The 15,547-nt window shown below is 38.7% G+C and carries 25 protein-coding genes; 21 read left to right on the forward strand and 4 right to left on the reverse strand.

Annotated elements, in window-relative coordinates:
- Window positions 1-223: 223 nt before the first annotated feature.
- The 18 genes from Q7A53_RS10170 (at window position 224) to Q7A53_RS10255 (ending at window position 11,402) form a co-directional block, all read left to right on the forward strand.
- A complete protein-coding gene (locus Q7A53_RS10170; protein WP_411789053.1) occupies window positions 224-1,129 on the forward strand; it encodes an ABC transporter ATP-binding protein in 906 nt (301 codons plus the stop codon).
- On the forward strand, window positions 1,122-1,871 hold the full coding sequence (locus Q7A53_RS10175) for an ABC transporter permease (protein WP_411789054.1): 750 nt from the start codon (window positions 1,122-1,124) through the stop codon (window positions 1,869-1,871). The genes Q7A53_RS10170 and Q7A53_RS10175 overlap by 8 nt, the downstream gene beginning before the upstream one ends.
- 190 nt (window positions 1,872-2,061) lie before the next feature.
- Complete coding sequence (locus Q7A53_RS10180; protein ID WP_411789055.1) at window positions 2,062-2,382, forward strand: hypothetical protein; 321 nt, start codon at window positions 2,062-2,064, stop codon at window positions 2,380-2,382.
- Between the two features lie 142 nt (window positions 2,383-2,524).
- Window positions 2,525-2,788 (forward strand): hypothetical protein, encoded by a 264-nt coding sequence (locus Q7A53_RS10185; RefSeq protein WP_411789056.1) that lies wholly within the window; start codon window positions 2,525-2,527, stop codon window positions 2,786-2,788.
- A gap of 134 nt (window positions 2,789-2,922) precedes the next feature.
- Entirely contained in the window at window positions 2,923-3,402 is a 480-nt protein-coding gene (locus tag Q7A53_RS10190; RefSeq protein ID WP_411789057.1) for a DinB family protein, read from the forward strand.
- Between the two features lie 148 nt (window positions 3,403-3,550).
- Window positions 3,551-3,964: a hypothetical protein gene (locus Q7A53_RS10195; RefSeq protein ID WP_411789058.1), complete on the forward strand. Its 414-nt coding sequence runs from the start codon at window positions 3,551-3,553 to the stop codon at window positions 3,962-3,964.
- A gap of 54 nt (window positions 3,965-4,018) precedes the next feature.
- Window positions 4,019-4,522 carry a GNAT family N-acetyltransferase gene (locus Q7A53_RS10200; protein WP_411789059.1) on the forward strand — a complete coding sequence of 168 codons (504 nt, stop codon included), beginning with the start codon at window positions 4,019-4,021 and terminating at the stop codon, window positions 4,520-4,522.
- A gap of 333 nt (window positions 4,523-4,855) precedes the next feature.
- Entirely contained in the window at window positions 4,856-5,041 is a 186-nt protein-coding gene (locus Q7A53_RS10205; RefSeq protein WP_411789060.1) for a hypothetical protein, read from the forward strand.
- A 141-nt stretch (window positions 5,042-5,182) separates the two neighbouring features.
- A complete protein-coding gene (locus tag Q7A53_RS10210) occupies window positions 5,183-5,755 on the forward strand; it encodes a dihydrofolate reductase family protein (RefSeq protein WP_411789061.1) in 573 nt (190 codons plus the stop codon).
- Window positions 5,756-6,012: 257 nt separating this feature from the next.
- Window positions 6,013-6,399 carry a hypothetical protein gene (locus Q7A53_RS10215; protein ID WP_411789062.1) on the forward strand — a complete coding sequence of 129 codons (387 nt, stop codon included), beginning with the start codon at window positions 6,013-6,015 and terminating at the stop codon, window positions 6,397-6,399.
- Between the two features lie 41 nt (window positions 6,400-6,440).
- Entirely contained in the window at window positions 6,441-6,638 is a 198-nt protein-coding gene (locus Q7A53_RS10220) for a hypothetical protein (RefSeq protein WP_411789063.1), read from the forward strand.
- A gap of 108 nt (window positions 6,639-6,746) precedes the next feature.
- Window positions 6,747-7,274: an NUDIX hydrolase gene (locus Q7A53_RS10225; protein ID WP_411789064.1), complete on the forward strand. Its 528-nt coding sequence runs from the start codon at window positions 6,747-6,749 to the stop codon at window positions 7,272-7,274.
- Between the two features lie 166 nt (window positions 7,275-7,440).
- Complete coding sequence (locus Q7A53_RS10230) at window positions 7,441-8,058, forward strand: chloramphenicol phosphotransferase CPT family protein (protein WP_411789065.1); 618 nt, start codon at window positions 7,441-7,443, stop codon at window positions 8,056-8,058.
- A 311-nt stretch (window positions 8,059-8,369) separates the two neighbouring features.
- On the forward strand, window positions 8,370-8,975 hold the full coding sequence (locus tag Q7A53_RS10235) for a hypothetical protein (protein ID WP_411789066.1): 606 nt from the start codon (window positions 8,370-8,372) through the stop codon (window positions 8,973-8,975).
- 166 nt (window positions 8,976-9,141) lie between these two features.
- Window positions 9,142-9,399, forward strand: a complete 258-nt coding sequence (locus tag Q7A53_RS10240) for a SunI/YnzG family protein (RefSeq protein ID WP_411789067.1) — start codon at window positions 9,142-9,144, stop codon at window positions 9,397-9,399.
- A gap of 59 nt (window positions 9,400-9,458) precedes the next feature.
- Window positions 9,459-9,680 carry a DUF3953 domain-containing protein gene (locus tag Q7A53_RS10245; protein ID WP_411789068.1) on the forward strand — a complete coding sequence of 74 codons (222 nt, stop codon included), beginning with the start codon at window positions 9,459-9,461 and terminating at the stop codon, window positions 9,678-9,680.
- 626 nt (window positions 9,681-10,306) lie between these two features.
- Entirely contained in the window at window positions 10,307-10,759 is a 453-nt protein-coding gene (locus tag Q7A53_RS10250) for a VOC family protein (RefSeq protein WP_411789069.1), read from the forward strand.
- Between the two features lie 121 nt (window positions 10,760-10,880).
- On the forward strand, window positions 10,881-11,402 hold the full coding sequence (locus Q7A53_RS10255; protein WP_411789070.1) for a GNAT family N-acetyltransferase: 522 nt from the start codon (window positions 10,881-10,883) through the stop codon (window positions 11,400-11,402).
- 35 nt (window positions 11,403-11,437) lie between these two features.
- Here Q7A53_RS10255 and Q7A53_RS10260 read toward each other — a convergent pair whose 3' ends face one another.
- On the reverse strand, window positions 11,438-11,950 hold the full coding sequence (locus tag Q7A53_RS10260) for a DUF6143 family protein (protein WP_411789071.1): 513 nt from the start codon (window positions 11,948-11,950) through the stop codon (window positions 11,438-11,440).
- Between the two features lie 202 nt (window positions 11,951-12,152).
- On the opposite strand from Q7A53_RS10260, the gene Q7A53_RS10265 reads away from it, so the two are divergent.
- Window positions 12,153-12,593: a YybH family protein gene (locus Q7A53_RS10265; protein WP_411789072.1), complete on the forward strand. Its 441-nt coding sequence runs from the start codon at window positions 12,153-12,155 to the stop codon at window positions 12,591-12,593.
- 187 nt (window positions 12,594-12,780) lie between these two features.
- Here Q7A53_RS10265 and Q7A53_RS10270 read toward each other — a convergent pair whose 3' ends face one another.
- From Q7A53_RS10270 to Q7A53_RS10280, 3 genes are read right to left on the reverse strand one after another with little or no spacing between them, the layout of a single operon-like run.
- Window positions 12,781-13,146, reverse strand: coding sequence for a GntR family transcriptional regulator (locus tag Q7A53_RS10270; RefSeq protein ID WP_411789073.1), 366 nt, complete (start codon window positions 13,144-13,146; stop codon window positions 12,781-12,783).
- Window positions 13,146-13,799, reverse strand: coding sequence for an ABC-2 transporter permease (locus Q7A53_RS10275; RefSeq protein ID WP_411789074.1), 654 nt, complete (start codon window positions 13,797-13,799; stop codon window positions 13,146-13,148). Before Q7A53_RS10275 ends, Q7A53_RS10270 begins: the two co-directional genes overlap by 1 nt.
- Window positions 13,792-14,646: an ABC transporter ATP-binding protein gene (locus Q7A53_RS10280; RefSeq protein WP_411789075.1), complete on the reverse strand. Its 855-nt coding sequence runs from the start codon at window positions 14,644-14,646 to the stop codon at window positions 13,792-13,794. The genes Q7A53_RS10275 and Q7A53_RS10280 overlap by 8 nt, the downstream gene beginning before the upstream one ends.
- A 317-nt stretch (window positions 14,647-14,963) precedes the next feature.
- On the opposite strand from Q7A53_RS10280, the gene Q7A53_RS10285 reads away from it, so the two are divergent.
- Both Q7A53_RS10285 and Q7A53_RS10290 read left to right on the forward strand, forming a co-directional pair.
- Entirely contained in the window at window positions 14,964-15,272 is a 309-nt protein-coding gene (locus Q7A53_RS10285; protein ID WP_411789076.1) for a DUF2089 family protein, read from the forward strand.
- Entirely contained in the window at window positions 15,265-15,543 is a 279-nt protein-coding gene (locus Q7A53_RS10290; protein WP_411789077.1) for a hypothetical protein, read from the forward strand. The genes Q7A53_RS10285 and Q7A53_RS10290 overlap by 8 nt, the downstream gene beginning before the upstream one ends.
- Window positions 15,544-15,547 lie beyond the last annotated feature (4 nt).

Raw genomic sequence — 15,547 nt, forward strand, 5'->3', positions numbered from 1 at the left:
AATGAATTACTATGGGAAGGAACACGTCTTGCTTACAATATTAGTGGCGCATACCCTAACACAGTTGAATCCTGCAAAACGACAGTATTGAGGCGCAGGGATCGTCTTTACTATGGATGTATTTCGATATCCGAAGGGACAGAGGTTCCTGTCCCTCCTGTCCAACCCCTATAAAAATGTGGGACATAGGGAACGGTCCCCTGTCCCGGATAAGGAGATTGCCATGCTGAAAGTTGAAAAGCTGAATAAATATTTTGGTGCGTTTCACGTGTTAAAAGACATTTCCCTGGAGATCGAGCAAGGAGAAATCGTTGCTTTAATCGGTCACAACGGAGCGGGAAAGAGTACCTTGATTCATTGTTTAACTCAGGTTCACGGAATTGACAGCGGGGAAATTGTTTATGATTTCGACCGGAAGAAAATCTATGATCATATTAGCGTACAGTTTCAAGAAAACTATTACGAAGACAACGGCAAAGTCTATGACATTTGCAAACTGTATAAAAAGCTGACGAAAAGCAAGAAAAATATCGATGAGGTACTTTCCCAATTTGACCTATACGAAAAACGCAATCTCCTGGTGAAGCATTTATCCGGGGGTCAGAAGCAGCGCTTGTCGATTCTGCTTACGTTGTTTAACAGTCCGAAAATCATTTTCTTTGATGAACTCACGACAGGTTTAGATCCCGTCGCAAGAAGAGAAATCTGGGCGATGATCCGGAAGATCAACAAGGAAGAGAACGTCACGATTTTCTTGACGAGTCACTTTCTGGATGAAGTGGAGTTCCTCGCTGATCGTCTTTTTGTGATCAAGCATGGCGAAATCGTTCTCGAAGGAAGAATCAAAGACTTGCTGGACCAATACTCCAAGGATGACAAGTGGATAGAAATTGAAGTGACAAGCGGTGCGGACAAACTGAAATTCCTCCCTTTTGAACGCGTTTCAGAAAAAGGAGACGTCCACCGTTTTAAAGTAGAAGCCGATCGAGAATACGCTTTTTTCGAATTTCTAGTCCAAAATCATATCGTTTTTCAAAATGTGAAAATTAAGCAGATGACGCTCGAGGAAATCTTCATCCAAATTGGCGGATACGCGATGAATGATGAGGGGGATATCGTGAATGGGTAATATGATGGCGTTAGCCAGCTACCAATTTCGGCTGTTTCGCAGAGACTTCCTGACGTTATTTTTTGCGCTTGCCTTTCCCGTTTTGATGTTTATTATTTTCAGTAATTTATTTGGCAGTCAGGAGGCAACAGGGGGCGTGGCCATTCAGCAGTACCTCGTTCCTTCCTATATTCCAATTATTATCATCAATACTCTGTTCATGAGCTTCGGATTATTGATGGTTACTTACAAGGAACACGGCTATTTCTTAAAATATAAAGTCATGGGGCTGAATCCGATTCAAGTGGCCATCTCCATTTTTCTAGCTGTGATTATTCTGCAACTGTTTGGAATTGGTCTGCTTGCGGTAATGGCTGTCATTACCAAAGGCATTACGATCCCCTTTGGCAACATGGTGAATGTAACGTTAACGATTGTGCTAATTAATCTGTTCGAATTCGCTATCGCCTTTTTCCTGAGCGCCTTATTTTTAAAAGCACGGACCTATCAGGCACTTGCTCTCATCCTCTTTTATTTCCAAATGTTCCTCGGAGGCTTAACGTTCCCGCCGGAAATGTTCGGCAATGTGCTGCGGAGCGTGATGGAGATTATCAACCCAGTCATTTATGGCTTGTATATGATGCGAGGTGTCTGGGTGGAAGGAGCTTCATTCATTTCTTATGGAAAAGAAATTCTAATCTTAACCGCCATTAGTGTAGTCTTCATTGCAGCAGGAACAAAACTATTTCGCTGGAATGGGTGAGGGACAGGTTCTCTGTCCCTTTTCACTATGCCCCCCTATTTCACTTATAGGCGGGGGCACGCTCTTCCGTGCTCCTCGAGACAATGGTACCTGTCCTTCATGTCCCACTTGTCTTGATCCTGTATGAAACTGGCTATGGCAGCGGTTCAGGGGCATCCAATTACAAATTTTCACTGGGAGGCGGTCTACAGTGGCACATGCAGCTAATATCATCATCTTTTTACTCCTGTTTTCCGCTATCGTTTACGTATTTTATGTCGTATTACAAGGCTATGGAAAAGGCCGCATTGTAATCGACCTAGATCAAAGGTATCGAGATTATAAAGCATATATGCAAGCCATCAAGGTAGAGCTGGAGGAACAAGGCAGAGAAGTCAGCTATGTAGGAAATCAAGAATTCATTATCGATGGGAAGAAGTATGTGTTTATTGAAAGAAATGTAGTTATGGGAGGAGCCCCTCTGCAGAAAACGATTTTAAAGCCTAAAAAAGACAAGAGAAGCAATGAATGACCTGATCTTTACGGTGCTTTTTATAAAGGGAGCTGACAATGATTCTATTTAGGAGGGACGAGCCATAAAGCTTTTATCGGTGATTTCAACGTTACTTATCTTGCTTGTATGTGGGTGCTCCCCAGGGTCCCATCAAGGCGGAATGTTGTCAAAAAGTCAGGTATTAACGATGAATCCTCATGCTGACCTTATCGAATTAGAGGATGGATCCGTCTATGTCCATGGTATAGATTGGATAGAAGAAAAAGAATATGAAAAAGGAGAAAAGATAGGCGAAGTTAAAAAAGGAATGGCAACGAAGGCGCCCCGTGGTGCTGAAATCTATCAAACAAAAGAAAAATCTCCTATCCTAATCGTGCAGCATAATGGGATTTCAAAGAGGTATTTAGTAGCAATGGGCGAATGATGAAACGCTGCTTCTCCCGGACAATTCGAAGATATCAGGGCCCGGATGACTTTTTAAAGAAGGAGAATGGCACTTTTTATGGAAGTATAAGGAGTACTATGAATAACCTTAACTTCTAGAGGGAGAGTGTGAAAATGGATCAATTCGCAATCCAATATGACTGGATCAAACGCACAAGAGAAACTTTATTTGAATACTGTGAAACGATGTCACCATCCGATTATGTAAAAGAGCTTGAAAGTTTTGCGGGAGATTCCATTTGCAGTCTTCATGCTCATGTAGCCGGTTGTTATCGTGTCTGGATGGGGAAGCGTGCCCTTGGAAAATCCCTTCCCAAAATAACGCCAGAGTCCATTACCACTGTTCAGGACATGCGCGAGCTGTTTAAAGAAACGGATGAACTCGTCGAAGAATTCCTGAATGAATTTGAAGGCAATTGGGATCAAACCGTTCAAGTATCCTTTGCAAGTGGTCATAGCATGCAGTTCACCTCCTTATGGCTTTTCACCCATCCGATTACCCACGAATTTCATCACAAAGGACAAATCGTCAAGATAGGCAGACAGCTTGGGTATGTCCCGCCTGAAACGGATCTCATTGAGCTTGATGAATGAAATCTTAAAGCATCTGAAGATAGGAGTGGAAAGCGGCTCATTTCTTTCCATTCACAAGTGCTGTTACGTAAAGAAAACAACCTAACCCCTGATTCGTCAGGGGTTAGGTTGTTTTCCATATCGAAGTTTGAGACCTTTCCTATTTTTAATGGTAGAACTGCCTTTGACACTTCGGGGAGGGATAGCGATTAAAAAATTTATTCTCTCAATACTTAGCATTTTATGGATTATTATTTTGGTTGGTTGTTCACAGCAAGGAGAATCCAGTAATAGTTGGGCGTATGACTTTGTTAAGTGGAAAGGGGAAAGTTATGTAGTTACTGAATCCGAACAGGTGGAAAAACAAGATATCGGTAAACCCTTAGGGGAAGTAGAAATCTATCTGGAACAAGAACAGAATGAAACAACTAAAAATTCTTCCAATCTATTCAAGGAAGGAACTGAATATTTTATGATCAAAGGGATAAACACCTCTGAAGCCATAGCGGTACGAAGAGAAAATGGGGATTATATAAAAGCCATTCATTCAAGCATTTGGAAAGAAAATCAACAAGAAAAATAAGCTTTACACTAAGGGAAAAGGTTCAAATCAAATTTGAGTGAGGAAGGTCGTTTCATGAGAGAGGAAATTTATATTGAAGAAATGCTTCCAGAAGACTGGGGCCAAGTGAGCCAAATTTATAGGGAAGGAATAGAGACGGGATATGCAACCTTTGAAAAAGAAATTCCATCATGGAGAGCTTGGGATAACAGTCATTCACCTGAATGCCGAATCGTTGCCCGTTCAAAAGAGGGGATATTAGGCTGGGCCGCTCTAAGCCCTGTCTCAAAGAGAAGTGTTTATGCAGGAGTTGCTGAAGTGAGTGTATATGTAAGCAAATGTAGTATGGGAAAAGGAATAGGAGGGTTACTATTAAACGCACTTATTCAAAAAAGCGAGGAAAATGGATTTTGGACCCTGCAAGCTGGGATCTTACCAGAAAATAAAGCAAGTCTCAAAGTTCATTATAAAAATGGATTTCGAGAAGTTGGACGGCGGGAACGATTAGGGAAAATGGACGGAAGATGGCATGATAAGATTTTATTAGAAAGAAGAAGTGAAAAAGTCGGGGTTGATTAAGCTCATCGTATAGACTCTGAAAAAGCGGGGGATGGTTATCGGTGATAATAAAAAGGTTAGCTTAAGTGAGGAAAAGTTTCACTATTTAATGGCTGGAGCGTCTCTGGTATCCTGGCTGCTGTATTTCGCAGCAAATCTAGATCGATATGATAAAGAAGAGTTATATTCAGGCATGATTTTCATTTGTTTAGCCGCGCCTTGTTACGCCGTTTGCGTTTTCCTCTATTACCGTTTACATATAAACAATACATAAGGGTCGATAGTTATAGCAATCCAGGTTGATTCTTAAAAGTAGCGATTTAGCAAACTTTCCATGCACAAAGGAGTGATCGTATGAACAAATTGGTGCCAGCCATTTACCTATCTGTTTCCATTCTTTTGTTTACATTATTAGGGATTGCTCAAGGTTTTCCTCATGTTCATTTTAGTTATTCTCATAGTGTTGTACCTTGGTTTCCGTGGCTTGCTCTTGGATTGGGGATATTTAGTCTCCTGAACAATGAGAGTCACGAGAAATAACAGTTAGTAGAATTAAACTTTTAGTTCATCTCATTGATCTATCATCCTACTAATTATTAGTAGGTGGAGGAACAGTAATATATTCACCAAACAGTTTTTTCTATAACTTGTACAAAAAAATAATTGAAAAGAAGGTTTGCTATGGGAAAAGTAATTGCTGGTATGACCATGTCTTTGGACGGTTTTATTAATGACAGAAACGGAAGCGCCAAACATCTTAATCCAGATTTCTCTGAACTCCTTGAGGCATTTTCTTTTAAAGAAATGACTAAAGAAACGGGTGCAGTTGTTATGGGGAGACATGTGTATGAGATGGCTGATCCATTTCTGTGGGCAAATGAGGACTATGAATTTCAAGTTCCCATCTTTGTCTTGACACACGCACCTCCAGCAAATTATCCCAAAGAAAATGATCGACTTAGCTTCACCTTTGTAACGGATGGGATTAAGAGTGCTGTTTCTCAAGCAAGGAAAGCAGCGGGTCATACTATTGTTCAAGTTATAGGTGGGGCAAGCACCATTCAGCAATGCCTTAATTCGGGGCATTGTGATGAATTACACATAGATATTATGCCGATTCTTCTTGGGCAAGGACTAAAACTATTCGAGAATATTGACACTGAAAAGGTAAGGATTGAAAGAATTAAAGTTGAAGAAACTACTTCTATTAGAACAAGTATTAGATTCAAGGTTACCACGAGCCCTGGTAGATAAAGGGTCAGAAGGTTGAAGCAGCATCTCACGACTTTCACGGGAATTTAAAGTAAGCAACATTTACTGAAATCGAGTTTTATACAATCAAGGGCGATTGCTAAAATGCAATCGCCCTTGATTGTATAAGTAGAGGAGCTATTATCTAAAGAACAGAGGTGCCAGAAATAATCATTTGATGATAGTACTTCTCATATTAATGAAACTTTCAAAGTAATACATCGTCTAATTTAATACCTGTACACAAGGAGGAAAATCCTATGAAAAAAATAGGGTTGGTCATAGTTATTTCGATTGTAAGCATTACTTTGTCTGCTTGTTCAGATCAAAATGAACAAGCAAGTAAAACCGACCCAAAAGTTACTCATAACCAAACAAAAGTCACAAATAAAGATGTCAGAGAGGATGTTTGGGAACAACTTACAGAAGAGAAGAAAGAACATATCGTAGGCTCTGGGAAGGAAGCAAGTATTCAGCAGATCACTCTTAGAGAAGGAATGGGAATGATTAAAGATAACAACTTTATTGGAAAAGAAGTTTATTTAGTGGATTTTCCTTCAGACGAAGATAACCCTACATTAGGTGGTATTGGAGTTTATGCAGATAGCAAAAGTCATAAAATCATTGGATTCGGGTACAGAGATTAAAAGGCAGTAGCTTTATGTAATTCAATGATTGGAGAGAACGCATGAGTTATAAAAAAAGATTACTATTTGCGTTAGGGATGGCCGCATTAATGGCTGGAATCTCCCTTTTTCTAAGCTTTCTAAACAATGAAGGAATGAACAAAAATCATTTAATAGGCAGTGTAATAGCAGGAGTTATTATAGGTTATTGGTTTATACCATCTGCCTTAAAGAAGAAGCCTCGGAAGTCTAATAATTGATTTCAATGTAAAAGGGATAGTTCTGGTTAAAAATTAATTCAAATTTGCTTAATTAATCTAGGAGTCTAGATAAGCGGGTACATAAAAGAAGCGTTTAGGAGTGGGAGCATGGAAAAGTGGGACATTTACGACAAGGACAGAAACCTGACGGGCAAGCAGATGTACCGTGGAGATCCCTTTGAACAAGGTGCTTATCATGTAGTCATTCATGTTTGTTTTTTTAATCAAAAAGGTGAAATGCTGATTCAACAGCGTCAGCCAGATAAGGAAGATTGGAAGAACATGTGGGATATTACCGTAGGAGGCAGTGCTATCGCAGGTGAGACCAGTCAACAAGCAGCGGAACGAGAGGTGAAAGAAGAACTTGGGTACACACTGAACCTTCGAAATTGCCGCCCTTCTCTTACTGCTAACTTTGAAAATGGTTTTGATGATTATTATCTTATGGAAAGCGATGTAAAGATCTCAAACCTTCCCCTGCCGACTGAAGAAGTAAAGCAGGTAAGATGGTCGTCAAAGGATGACATTGTCCAGATGATTTCAGAAGGTATCTTTATTCCTTATCATGCGTCGTTGATTGAATTATTGTTTGATATGAGAAAGAACATGGGAGCACATAACGAAAGAAAAGAATAAGCTTGTTTTCAGGTTCCAGACATACATATGAAAAATAAGGAAGCTAGATTATAAAATCGCTTGATGCAATAAGAGGGAGTCCCTTTTCTTTTAGGGTTAAAAAAAATAGCTGCGTTCCACAGTTAGATTAAATGGATAGTAATCTTCAGAGAGAGGAGAAATTCTAGTGCCAAATACAAACGGACTCGGTAAAGTTGTGGTTCTAAATGGAACTCCTCGGTCAGGAAAATCAAGTATAGCTTCAAGTGTCCAGGATACTTTTGATGGTGTTTGGATCAATCTAGGCGTGGATTCATTTATGAAAATGACACCTCAGCGTTACCAGCCGGGGATAGGGTTAAGACCAGGTGGAGAACGTCCCGACCTAGAGCCGTTAATTGTTACTTTATATCAAGCCATGTATGAGTCAATTGCTTCACACAGTCGACTGGGATTAAACGTAGTAGTGGATGTTGGTCATCATGATTTCTATTCAACTAAAACGGGGATCCTTTCTAACTGTGCAAAGATTTTAAAAGACTTCCCGGTGTTGTTCGTAGGTATCCACTGCCCCTTGGATGTAGTCATGAAGCGACGTATTGAAACATGGGATTCAGGCTACACGGAAGATGGAAGTATACCTCAGCCTGTGATGCTATGGCAAAAGTTCGTTCATTTACCTGGTATTTATGATTTGGAACTGGATACATCTGTTTTATCCCCTAAAGAATGTGCAGATGTCATTAGAAAGCGATTAGAAACAGATCCATATGGTCATGCATTTAGGCGAATTGCAGATAAATAAATTGTTCATGTAGTAACCCTAATAGAACAGAGTGTTATCTCTAATAACAGGAAGATCATTGAAACTTAAGTGACTTAACAACGTAAAACATAACAAGGAAACTCATTTCAGGAGGAGTGTAGAGGATGGGTTCTTTAATCGGCGTTGGGATTGCAATGGTTATTGCTCTCAGTATTTTTGTAAAATCAAGCAAGAAATAACTTGATGACTTGGATGCAACCGGATGAAAACAAGGGATATTAAAATCGAACTTGAATAAGTTCAGAAGGAAAAGAATATCAGTTGTAGTGAAACGGGGAGGTATTCGAAACTTGGGAAGAGCCATCTCTAAAAATGAAGTGCGTGGAACTGCTTCAGGTGTATTTTTTATGGCATTTTTCGGAACAGCATGGGCAGGGATAGGAATGGGGGGACTTCAAGGGTGGGGATCGAACTGGGTGTTACCCATTGTTTTACTGATTGCGATTGCGTTGTTGGTTAGCTGCTTTATGTTGGTGGCGGTTTCAAGAGGTCTTTCGAAATCTGTAAGTGAAGAAGGGGCACGTCAAGGAAAACGTATCGGTATTGGTTTCGGGATTACTTTCGGCGCTGAAGGTTTCTTGATTGCAATGGCCAGCATTATTTGCAATGCAACAGACCACTTCGAATATTTTTTCCCAGTGATGGCACTAATTGTAGGTGTTCATTTTTTTCCTTTGGCCCGCCTTTTTCGGGTTAACGTTCACTATGTGACAGGCACTTTGATTTGTCTTCTAGGTATTGTCACCTTCTTCATACCTGAGATCATGCACATAGGACAGCACGAGATTATTGCGAGCTGGGCATTCCTTGGTTTTGGCACTGCGCTCATTTTATGGGGAACGGGATTTACTATTTTCCTTATGGGGCAGAGATTACTAAGAATGGCAAAAGTTTAGGAATGGAATACATTTGGAGCGATTGTTCAATTCGAGCAATCGTTTTTTCGTTCATGGGCAAGGTAGTGAAAAGTTCAGGTTAGAGTACATAAGTTTTTTTGAAACAAATCAGGACCTTTTTCGTATAGATAGTTGGAAATAAAATGTAAGCGATGGAGGATTATTGATGTTAGGAATAAAGGTGAAAGAGGAGAGCGGAAGTGTCATTATTTCGTGGCAGCTTAGCAGAGTGGAGATACCAAAGAATGAAATTACAGAAGTCTTAAATGATAGCACTTATGGTGGAGAAGAGCGAACCGCGGTTAGAATCGGGTACCCTTATGCTACGACGGAAAGGGTTGTAATAAAAACAAGCAGCCAGAGTTACATACTTTTTACGAACGACACCTCGATTAGAAATAAAGTAGAGGGCATGATTAAATAATTTCATAGAAGAAACGGTTCGGATATTACAGGAATTTATTATTAGTGGGGGGACTACTTGTGAAAATACTTAAAATCATTTTGGCAACTGTTGGAGTTGCTATGTCCAGTTATGGTTTGATAACTGGAACAATTGGAATAATAGTACCTTATGTTCTGCTAGCAATGGGCGGAATGCTTCTTGTTACGGGTGTTAAAGAATTTCAAAAAAGAAAACCAAATGCTTTCACATCCCTCATTGCCGCAGGGTTTATTATTTTCGTAGCGGTTTATACTTTATAACCGGGTACATGGGCGAGTGCAGATTGAAATTTAAAGTAGAAAAAGTAAATTAGAATATTAACCTATCGAATTAATAGCTGCATGGTGACTATCGCTTATTGAAGGCAGGGAGAAGATCGTCAATTTATATGGAGGATACAAGGAAATGGAAAATAGATTCATATTAATCATAGTATTATTTTTTGTTTTAGGTTCAGCAGCGTTAAGTAGTTTGAATACGCTTAGCTATACTTACAAGTCAGTATTTTATGGTGTCGGCATGCCCGTTTTAATTGTATTAGGGTTAGTAAGTCTATTTAAATCTTTCAAAAAGAATTCATGATTTCTATGTTAATCCGAAATCTATTGCAGGTTATCTGGTAATCAGGCTGAATGAGATGGGGCAGCTCTAACAAAAGAGTTCGCTCCATTTTTATTTTGACTGGAGAAGGTAAAAGAGAGCTGGATACCTGCATTGAATCCATAAAACGAAGAGTTAGATAAAAGCAGGAATCTTTATAATTAAATCGAATGCTTAGTTAAACCCTTACTCTTGATATCTGCCTCCATTGTAAGGACGTTGTAGCTTATTGCTCATAATGATGAAGTTAATTGGATGAAAAATTCTCTAATAAGGAGTCAATAAGATGGGGAAAAACAAATTACTAAGAATGGACAATATTGGGATCGCTGTAGAATCCCTTGATGACGCCATCTCTTTCTTCAAGGAAATTGGATTAGAGCTTGAAGGGAGAACCACAGTGGAAGGAGAATGGTCGGGGAACGTAACCGGTTTGGGTTCTCAGAGCGTTGAGATTGCGATGATGGTTACTCCAGATGGCAACAGCCGAATTGAACTTTCACAATTTCTCACCCCGCCAACGATATCAGATCACCGGAACGCTCCAGTCAACTCCCTTGGTTATATGCGCGTCATGTTCGCCGTTGAAGACATTGACGAAATGGTAGCGAGGCTCTCTAAGCATGGGGCTCAGCTCGTTGGGGAAGTGGTTCAGTATGAAGACTCATATCGGCTCTGCTACATTCGTGGAGTCGAAGGACTTCTAATCGGTTTAGCGGAAGAACTCGGTAACAAGTAACCTCCAATGCTGCAGTCCTAGAAGGTTTATCCAAAGAACCTGTTCGATCTTAAGAAAAAAACATACTGGGAATTTGTAAAAAGGGAAACAAGAGAAATTATTGATGAGAGAGGGGGTTTACATGCATATAACTATGACACGATGTACTTTGGAAGATTCCCAAATGCTTCAAGAAATTGGCTGTGAGACGTTTAAGGAGACCTTTGAAGATCAGAATTCTCCAGAAAATATGAAGTCCTATTTGGAAGAGGCATTTAACATAAAGCAAGTAGAAAATGAATTATCTAATCCTTCATCGCAATTCTTTATTGTTTCTGTTCATAATGAAATCGCTGGATATTTAAAGGTTAATACTGGGGATGCTCAATCTGAAGAAATGGATGATGACTCTCTTGAAATCGAGCGGATTTACATTATCCATAAATTTCAGAAACTTGGACTTGGTAAATATCTGTTTAATACAGCCTTGGACATTGCTTTTAAAGAGAATAAAAGTAGGATCTGGCTTGGTGTATGGGAAAAGAATGAGAAGGCTATTTCTTTTTACAGTAGATTGGGCTTTGTTAAAACAGGAGAGCACTCTTTTTTTATGGGGGATGAAGAACAAACGGACTTCATCATGGTTAAAAGGCTCCGATCTTAAAGTAAAGAAGTTAGATTCGATACAAATCTGCTTCGTTAAAAAATGGCTTCACTCTCAAACCATTCGAATTCGATTTGAGATTCAGCAGAAGTGCGACTGGTTAAAAAGAACATGGCATTCGTTCCTGGTTCTATAATTAATCGACCGTCAACTCTAAAGCCAAGCTCGGTTCTTAGTGGGCTAAGCGCCCGTGTACCTATGACCGTTCCTCCTGAAAATGAACCTGAAACATGAGGGTTAAAGAAAATTTGTCCTACAGGTTTATGATTCGAGGCCAATTTCAGCACACTCACATCTGATGATAATATAGGAGTCCCAGGGGGGTCAGCATTAACCACGAAATCTGCCTTTACTAGTTTTGTCGAAAAGTTTGTCAAAGCAAAAAAAGAGACATATAAATTCACATGGGAATGCAGCGGATTGACAAGTTGTGCCCATGCATTTCTAGTAGAACTCGTTTTCAGTACCCCGGAAGTTCCAGCAAACAACCTTCCTTTAGTACTTTGAAAAACAGGGTTTATAATATCTACAGTTGGCTTGATATCCATGTAAAGTCTGCCTCCTTATAGGTCTACTTTATAACATATATATCCTTTACCTCAGTCATTATGTCTTTATTTTAAGTCTTTTGAAGATATTGGATGGGAGCATGTTTAGAAAAAAAGCTTGATATGGAGTAACCTTTTTATCTAGTATTAATCAGTTAAATGAAAAGGATGGAAACGCGCTTATTATACAGGAGGGGACTATATGAAAAATCAAAATAGTACAGTTCAAGAAGTACTTGAAATTTACAAGAATGCCGTGCAAGAGAGAAATGTTGAAAAATTTATGGCCGCCTACGCTTCTGACATCCACATTTATGATTGCTGGGGAAGCTGGGAATGTAAAGGGAAGGACTCATGGAGAGAAAATGTAGCCGCTTGGTTTAACGGTCTAAAGGAAGAGGATGAGGTGCTTCAAGTAGAATTTACTGATCTAGATATTGAAGAAGGCGTGAATATCGGATTTGCCTATTGTGATGTTACTTACGCCGCTTACCCTAATGGATCAGAAGAGAAGCTTCGCCAAATGACAAATCGCTTTACATTCTGCTTGAAAAAGGCAGACGACTCTTGGCTTATTACCCATGAGCACTCTTCTTTGCCTATCAATATGGAAAATGGAAAGGGTATGTTCAATCTCAAGTAAGGGGAGAAGTGGAAACAGAATAAAATGAGTTTCAATCAAAGATTGTTTTGCTCTCTTGGTTAGAAATCAAACCTGGACCTATGGAGCAACAGGATAGTTTATTTACATGCATTTTTGATGCAGAAACAAACTCTGCAATGGGACTTTTGTGAAAAAAAGGTGCAATCCAACTGTGATTGCACCTTTTTTAATATACCTTCTTCAAAAGCTCAACAACCTCTTCTAAAGTCAGACCAAAAGATTTGTAATAAGATATGTCCATAGCCATCTGCTTTTCGACCATTTCGTTACGCTTTTGAAGAATGTCCTCATCTGAAAGTTCGGCTGCGAAGCATCCTTTTCCTGTTACAGTATAGATCAAACCACATCGTTCAAGCTCTTCCCAAGCTTTTTTTATGGTTATGATGCTAACACGCAGCTCCTTGGCTGCTTGCCGTATGGAAGGTAGGCTATAGCCTTTTTCAATTTCACCCTTGAGAATTTGAGCACTGATTTGTTCAAAAAGCTGTTGATAGATCGGTTTTTCAGATGTATTAGAAATTGCTATATTCATTAGATATCCACTTTCTTAAATTGTTTGATGGCAATATGATAAGCAATGATCGTAAATACTGCAAATAGTGCCATTCCTGTGAACAGGATAGGTAAGTGAATGGCTAAATTATCAGAACCACTGCCTTTAAATAGGTCATACAACATAGAATTTTTAATTCCTAACCATTCTGAACCTCCTGCAAATAGCATAGCACCCGTAATGGCAGCTATGATGGGAGCCCCATATTTATAGGCGGTCTTAAAATACATAGATATGAATATTAAATTGAAGATGGCCAGCATGATAAATCCCAGCCCCCAGAAACCTACAGTTGGGCCAAAAAAATAGTAGTTCATATTAGGATATACGTGAGTATTAATGATGCCGAAGATAACGGCTATTACAATATGCAATAATTCCAGGATGACAATAACCGCTATTTTCGATTTTACAATATCCTTTTTAGTGACAGGCATCATAAACGAAAACAATAAATCATTCTGTGATTTATAAGTTCCGCACATATTAGGGACAGTTATCCAGCAAAAGTACAGAAGGACAATGAAGTATAACCATCCTGGAATTAACATGAGCGCTCCAGTCAATAGGGGTAATATATAGAAGAAAGGACTTACACCCAGCTTGAGTTCTTTCATAAGTAAGTTATACATACATATCCTCCCTTTTTGAAAAATAGATCATGATCTCTTCAAGATTAGGACGTACGGAGTTTATATCTGACTTCGGATCAAAGTCTTGATCATGGATCAGTCCTGTAAAGCCAAATGAATTTTGTTTGTAGGAAATTAATTGGTCTTTCACCTTTGCGAGCTGACTATCGTCTCCACTTAACAATCGATAAGTGTTAATAAAATCCTCTTTCTCCGAACTATTGATGATTTCTCCGTTATGGATATAGGTAATGTAATCCGCACATTTCTCTAAATCAGAAGTGATATGAGTGGAGAAAAGAATACTAACTTCGCCTTCTTCTACCAACTCTTGAAATAACTCCAGGAGATTGTCTCTTGCTACTGGATCAAGTCCACTTGTTGGTTCATCAAGGATGAGAAGCTTGGAACCATGGGATAAAGCAAGGGCCAAATTGTATTTTACTTTCATGCCTTCTGACAATTCAGCAATTTTTTTATTTTCATCTAAATTAAATCTTTTAAGATAATTGTAGTAGGTTTCTTCCTCCCAATTCTCGTAAAAATTCTTAATCACATTCGTTACTTTCTTGATTTTGCTTCTCGTATAATAATTGACTCCGCCAAATGCATATCCAATCACCTGCTTCATTTCCAGTTCGTGTTCGATAAAATTCTTACCCAAAGTACTAATTTCCCCACTATCAATAGTAGTCAAATTTAAAATTGATTTAATCGTGGTCGTTTTCCCTGCACCATTAGCGCCGATAAAACCCATAATATATCCTTTTTTCACTTGAAAGGAAACATCTTTTAATTGGAAATGCTCATATTTCTTATTTAGATTTCTAACATCCAAAGCCAACATAGGAAAGCTCCTTTCTAAACTGTGTATAATGTATATACACAATATACCCTCAGGATGTGATGTATGTCAATTTATTTTTTTAACGAGGTAGGATGGGACCGAAATTTGGATAGTACAACTTGATACAAAACTTTATTGATTAGCGAATCTTAAATATAAGATTTGCTTTTTTTGGTTTGGACAGAAATTCTTGAAGAATCAGCTTAAATAAATTTATTTAATCACAATCTACCTTTTATTTTTAATAATGTTAAAATTATGTTTAACTTTATTCAATCGTGTGGTAATATATGGATGGTGAAAGGTGGAGATGACTAATGGCTGGCAATTATCTGCCTAAATGGATTTTGGATCTGGATAGTGAAGATTTGGAGTTTATTAGGAAATTTGTATTGTCTTCTGGTTCCTTAAAGCAAATAGCTAAAAGTTATGAAGTATCGTATCCCACTGTCCGTACAAGATTGGACAGATTAATTCAAAAAATTCATTTGAATCAAGATATGGAAGAAGAGGGGTTTGTTAATTTTATAAAACAGCTAGCCATCGATGACCGTATTAGTTTAGATGAAGCGAAATTAATTATTGAGAAGTATAAAAGTGAAAAGGAGGAAGAAAAGAATGAATGACTTTGTGACACTTATTATTACCGTGCTTATACTTGGATTTCAGTATTTCTTATCTCTAAGGAACAGTGTGTATTGGGGTGGAATAATCCCAGCGATAACCGTTCTTGTAATGGCTTATCTCGTCATAACTGGGAAAAGTGATTTGCTTAGATCTTTGCTAATCACAGGAGTAGGTCTGCTATTCATGGCTGCAGAATGGAGGAGGGGGAGAGAAGAACTGCAAAAGAAAAAGAATAAAGAATTAAATAAAATGAGAACCCAAGATCTTTAACCTA

The sequence above is a fragment of the Halobacillus rhizosphaerae genome, assembly GCF_046719735.1.
Lineage (GTDB): Bacteria > Bacillota > Bacilli > Bacillales > Halobacillaceae > Halobacillus_B > Halobacillus_B rhizosphaerae.

What these genes read in the sequence shown, in the direction of transcription:
- Q7A53_RS10170 (WP_411789053.1), top strand. Translation starts at nt 224, where the DNA reads ATGCTGAAAGTTGAAAAGCTGAATAAATATTTTGGTGCGTTTCACGTG.
- Q7A53_RS10175 (WP_411789054.1), top strand. Translation starts at nt 1,122, where the DNA reads ATGGGTAATATGATGGCGTTAGCCAGCTACCAATTTCGGCTGTTTCGC.
- Q7A53_RS10185 (WP_411789056.1), top strand. Translation starts at nt 2,525, where the DNA reads ATGTTGTCAAAAAGTCAGGTATTAACGATGAATCCTCATGCTGACCTT.
- Q7A53_RS10190 (WP_411789057.1), top strand. Translation starts at nt 2,923, where the DNA reads ATGGATCAATTCGCAATCCAATATGACTGGATCAAACGCACAAGAGAA.
- Q7A53_RS10195 (WP_411789058.1), top strand. Translation starts at nt 3,551, where the DNA reads ATGGTAGAACTGCCTTTGACACTTCGGGGAGGGATAGCGATTAAAAAA.
- Q7A53_RS10200 (WP_411789059.1), top strand. Translation starts at nt 4,019, where the DNA reads ATGAGAGAGGAAATTTATATTGAAGAAATGCTTCCAGAAGACTGGGGC.
- Q7A53_RS10205 (WP_411789060.1), top strand. Translation starts at nt 4,856, where the DNA reads ATGAACAAATTGGTGCCAGCCATTTACCTATCTGTTTCCATTCTTTTG.
- Q7A53_RS10210 (WP_411789061.1), top strand. Translation starts at nt 5,183, where the DNA reads ATGGGAAAAGTAATTGCTGGTATGACCATGTCTTTGGACGGTTTTATT.
- Q7A53_RS10215 (WP_411789062.1), top strand. Translation starts at nt 6,013, where the DNA reads ATGAAAAAAATAGGGTTGGTCATAGTTATTTCGATTGTAAGCATTACT.
- Q7A53_RS10220 (WP_411789063.1), top strand. Translation starts at nt 6,441, where the DNA reads ATGAGTTATAAAAAAAGATTACTATTTGCGTTAGGGATGGCCGCATTA.
- Q7A53_RS10225 (WP_411789064.1), top strand. Translation starts at nt 6,747, where the DNA reads ATGGAAAAGTGGGACATTTACGACAAGGACAGAAACCTGACGGGCAAG.
- Q7A53_RS10240 (WP_411789067.1), top strand. Translation starts at nt 9,142, where the DNA reads ATGTTAGGAATAAAGGTGAAAGAGGAGAGCGGAAGTGTCATTATTTCG.
- Q7A53_RS10250 (WP_411789069.1), top strand. Translation starts at nt 10,307, where the DNA reads ATGGGGAAAAACAAATTACTAAGAATGGACAATATTGGGATCGCTGTA.
- Q7A53_RS10255 (WP_411789070.1), top strand. Translation starts at nt 10,881, where the DNA reads ATGCATATAACTATGACACGATGTACTTTGGAAGATTCCCAAATGCTT.
- Q7A53_RS10260 (WP_411789071.1), bottom strand. Translation starts at nt 11,950, where the DNA reads ATGGATATCAAGCCAACTGTAGATATTATAAACCCTGTTTTTCAAAGT.
- Q7A53_RS10265 (WP_411789072.1), top strand. Translation starts at nt 12,153, where the DNA reads ATGAAAAATCAAAATAGTACAGTTCAAGAAGTACTTGAAATTTACAAG.
- Q7A53_RS10270 (WP_411789073.1), bottom strand. Translation starts at nt 13,146, where the DNA reads ATGAATATAGCAATTTCTAATACATCTGAAAAACCGATCTATCAACAG.
- Q7A53_RS10275 (WP_411789074.1), bottom strand. Translation starts at nt 13,799, where the DNA reads ATGTATAACTTACTTATGAAAGAACTCAAGCTGGGTGTAAGTCCTTTC.
- Q7A53_RS10280 (WP_411789075.1), bottom strand. Translation starts at nt 14,646, where the DNA reads ATGTTGGCTTTGGATGTTAGAAATCTAAATAAGAAATATGAGCATTTC.
- Q7A53_RS10285 (WP_411789076.1), top strand. Translation starts at nt 14,964, where the DNA reads ATGGCTGGCAATTATCTGCCTAAATGGATTTTGGATCTGGATAGTGAA.
- Q7A53_RS10290 (WP_411789077.1), top strand. Translation starts at nt 15,265, where the DNA reads ATGAATGACTTTGTGACACTTATTATTACCGTGCTTATACTTGGATTT.